This window comes from Acidovorax sp. KNOB132 (genome assembly GCF_057541515.1).
In genome coordinates this window covers 1-3,727 of record NZ_BAAJYT010000321.1, presented here as the reverse complement: position 1 = coordinate 3,727, position 3,727 = coordinate 1, and the positions used below count along the sequence as shown (strand labels likewise).

General features: G+C 70.2%; 2 protein-coding genes, 1 tRNA gene and 1 pseudogene. 2 read left to right on the top strand and 2 right to left on the bottom strand.

The genetic code is table 11. The annotated features are described in order from the left end of the window. Positions 1-348: 348 nt before the first annotated feature. Positions 349-555 carry a hypothetical protein gene (locus AC27IO_RS21770; RefSeq protein WP_272568429.1) on the top strand — a complete coding sequence of 69 codons (207 nt, stop codon included), beginning with the start codon at positions 349-351 and terminating at the stop codon, positions 553-555. A 97-nt stretch (positions 556-652) separates the two neighbouring features. Here AC27IO_RS21770 and AC27IO_RS21765 read toward each other — a convergent pair. Beyond that, positions 653-729 (bottom strand) — tRNA-Arg (locus AC27IO_RS21765). A 225-nt stretch (positions 730-954) separates the two neighbouring features. Here AC27IO_RS21765 and AC27IO_RS21760 point away from each other — a divergent pair. Continuing rightward, a complete protein-coding gene (locus AC27IO_RS21760) occupies positions 955-2,700 on the top strand; it encodes a cation:proton antiporter domain-containing protein (protein WP_498740714.1) in 1,746 nt (581 codons plus the stop codon). 183 nt (positions 2,701-2,883) lie between these two features. On the opposite strand, the pseudogene AC27IO_RS21755 reads toward AC27IO_RS21760, so the two are convergent. Further along, positions 2,884-3,727, bottom strand: a pseudogene (locus tag AC27IO_RS21755) (peptidase M14); the annotation flags it as partial.

Sequence of the window (3,727 nt, the reverse complement as noted above, 5' to 3'; positions counted from 1 at the left end):
CGTGATCGACCGGGTGCCGCGTGAGCTGGAGGCCCGGCAGGTGGAGATGCTGCAGTTCCTGGCCGCCCAACTGGTCGAACGGCTGGAATCGCGCCGCGCCGCATTGCCGGATGCGCCGGCACGGCAGGCCCCGCCGCAGTAGCCCGTCCGCCGCATTCCGCCCGGCCACCGGACCGTGATCCGCCTTTGATCCGCCTTTGATCCGCCAGCCGGCGGAGGAGGGGGCGGGGCGCGGGTGGTGTCGGATTGCGCCTACGCCGGCCGGCCCGGCCTTCCGACGCACCGCTCTGCGGTGCGGGCGCCCAATGGCAGCCCCAGACGACGGGTCTGTTTTTGGAGGGTTTCCCCATGTTTTCCAACCCGGCTGTTCCCTCGCCGCTGCGTTTCGGCGAAAGCGTCCCCTCCGCCCAGATGGGGGAATTCGGCGGCTTCGGCCTCCAGTGGCAACAAGGCGATGGCGCCATCGACGGAGACGGCCAGCAGGCCTTCCGCTCTGCCGCATCCGAATACCAATACGGCGACAGCTGCCGCTTCGAAACCCAGGCCCAAGGCTGAAGCCAGGGGGGCGACAACGCAAGCGCGATTCGCGTGTAGCGGGTGGTTGATTCTTCCCTGACGCTACTGCCGGAAAGCGGTTTTCACTGGTTATGGATGGCCTGCCCGGAGGGACTCGAACCCCCGACCTATTGCTTAGAAGGCAATTGCTCTATCCGGTTGAGCTACGGGCAGACGGAAAAAGAAAAAGACGCGGGGCCTGCAGGCCCTGCAGCATGGACTGGACGCCGTGTGGCACATCGGGACGATGGCAGGCGGGTCCGTGCGAGGCGTGAATGATACCTGCCTGCCGGGGCCTCCCCGGTCTTTTTGGCCCCTGGCGTTTTGCGGCAACCGGGGGCTTGCGGGTATAACGCAAGGGCAGGCGCCCATCGGGTGCGCCCGCTCCCCCATCACCCCATGCCGCACAGCCTCTCACTCATCAACACCATTGCCGCGGCGCTGGGCCTGGCGCTCGTGCTGGGCTTCATCGCGACCCGGATCCGCCTGCCGGCCCTGGTGGGCTATCTGCTCGCGGGGGTGGTGATCGGCCCCTTCACGCCGGGGTTCGTGGCCGATGGCGAAATGGCCAGCCAGCTGGCGGAGATCGGGGTGATGCTGCTGATGTTTGGCGTGGGGCTGCATTTTTCGCTGGGCGACCTGCTGGCGGTGCGCAAGATCGCCGTGCCCGGGGCGCTGGTGCAGATGGCGGTGGCCACGCTGCTGGGCATGGGCCTGGCGCTGTGGTGGGGCTGGGGCCTGGGTGGGGCGCTGGTGTTCGGCCTGGCGCTGTCGGTGGCCAGCACCGTGGTGCTCTTGCGGGCGCTGGAGACGCTGGGCATCCTGGATTCGTACACCGGCCGCATTGCCGTCGGCTGGCTGGTGGTGGAGGACCTGGCCATGGTGCTGGTCCTGGTGCTGCTGCCGCCGCTGGCGCAGTGGCTGAACGGCACCGCCGGTGCGGGCAGCACGGGCGAGCTGTGGAAGGCGTTGGGCTGGACCATCGCGCAGGTGGGCGGCTTCGTCGCGCTGATGCTGGTGGTGGGGCGGCGGGTTTTCCCTTGGATCCTCTGGCAGGTGGCGCGCACCGGCTCGCGCGAGCTGTTCACGCTGTGCGTGGTGGCGGCGGCGGTGGGCATCGCCTTCGGCTCCGCCGCACTCTTCGGCGTGTCGTTCGCGCTGGGGGCGTTCTTCGCCGGCATGGTGATGCGCGAGTCGGAGTTCAGCCACCGCGCCGCCCAGGAGTCGCTGCCGCTGCGCGATGCGTTCGCGGTGCTGTTCTTCGTTTCCGTGGGCATGCTGTTCAACCCCTGGGTGCTGGTGGAGCGCCCCTTCCAGGTGCTGGCCGTGGTGGCCATCATCATCCTGGGCAAGACGCTCGCGGCGGCCGCACTGGTGCTGGCCTTCCGCTACCCGCTGAACACGGCGCTCACCGTGTCGGCCAGCCTGGCGCAGATCGGCGAGTTCTCTTTCATCCTGGTGGGCCTGGGCGCGTCGCTGGGGCTGCTGCCGCCGGAAGGGGCCAGCCTGGTGCTGGCCGGTGCGCTCATCTCGATCGCGGTCAACCCGCTGCTGTTCCATGCCATCGCCCCGCTGCAGGAGTGGCTGCGCGCCCGCTCGGCCCTGGCGCGCCGGCTGGAGCAGCGCGACGACCCGCTGGCGGAGCTACCCCTGAGCACGCACCGCCGGTACCTCGCGCGCCAGGTGGTGCTGGTCGGCTACGGCCGCGTGGGGCGGCGCATCGCGGCGGCGCTGTCGGAGAGCGACATTCCCTTCGTCGTGGCCGAGCAGAACCGCGACCTGGTGGAGATGCTGCGCAACGGCGGCATGGCGGCGGTCTACGGCGACGCGGTGGAGCCGGCCGTGCTGATCCAGGCGCACATCGCCCGGGCGCACATGCTGGTGATCGCCACGCCGAACACGCTGGACGTGCGCCAGATCATCGCGACGGCTCGCACGCTCAACCCGGAGATCGAAACCGTGGTCCGCAGCCACAACGAGGCCGAGGCCCGGCTGCTGGAGCAGGAAGAGGGCGTGGCCAAGGTGTTCCTCGGCGAGGAGGCGCTGGCCGCGGCGATGACCACGCATGTGCTGGGCCGCGCCGGCGAGCGCCAGGCCGAGGCGACGGCGCCGGGCGCGCTGGAGGAGCGGCACGCTTCGGTTTGAGCCGAATCGGGCTCCACGGCATGATTGACTAGGGCATATTGCTACTATTTTTGTAGCAATCTGCAGGGGCCTTGGCGCGCCTCATCCCGTCTTTCCGTCTGCCCGTCTGTCCGTCAGGTCGTCAGGTCGTCTGCAGGCTGGCCGGCGCCGTGGCGCTGGCCCCGTGCCTGTCTTGCCCCGGCTTCAGTCGGCCTCTTCGAACACCAGCGACGGCGTGGCCATGACCCGGGCCGTGTCGCCCAGCGCCGGGATCAGGTGGTTGGCGAAGTAGCTGTTCTGCGTGTCGGGCTCCAGCGCGGCGACGGCCAGGTTGGCAAGGGGTTGGTTCAGCGGCACGTAGTAGCTGCCTTCGGGCACGTCGATGGCGGTTCGCACGGTGGTCACGCGCACGCGGGTGATGTCCTGCTGGCCGGCGATGGCGCCGCGCACGTCCTGGCGAACGCCTTCCTCGCGGCCGGTTTCCTGGTAGCTGTCGCTCAGGAGCGAACCCGGCTCGGCCACGCGCATGACCTGCAGCCCGAGCAGCTTGAGCCGCTCGGCCGCCTGGCCCGCCGTAGGCGAGAGCCAGTAGCCGCAAGGGCGGGGGCGCGAGGCGACGGTGCGCAATTCGAGCGACGAATTCCAGTCCACGCGCACGGTGCGGTCCGCGCCCGTCGCGGGGTCGAGCATGACGAGGTCGCGCTGCGTGGCGGTCGGCCCCGCCTCGATGGCGACCTGGCCGCGGCAGGCCTGCGCCGCGGTGTCGCGCACCACGAACGAACGCACCTGCTCCAGGTTGCCGGCCCGCTCGGCCGTGCTGCGCAGCGCGCTGGACAGCGCGGTCACCTGGGCATGCACGCGGCGCTGGATGTCCAGCCGCCCGATGCCCACGCCGCGCGTCTCCACCAGCAGGCTGACCGCGTTCTTGAGGCCGTTCACGTTGCGGCCCGTGTCGGGTTGCGTGCCGCCCATCGACACGCGGCGGTCCTGCGGGTCGGTGGAGGTGGTGTAGTACCACTCGCTGGTCAGGCCCTGGCCCTGCAGCGCG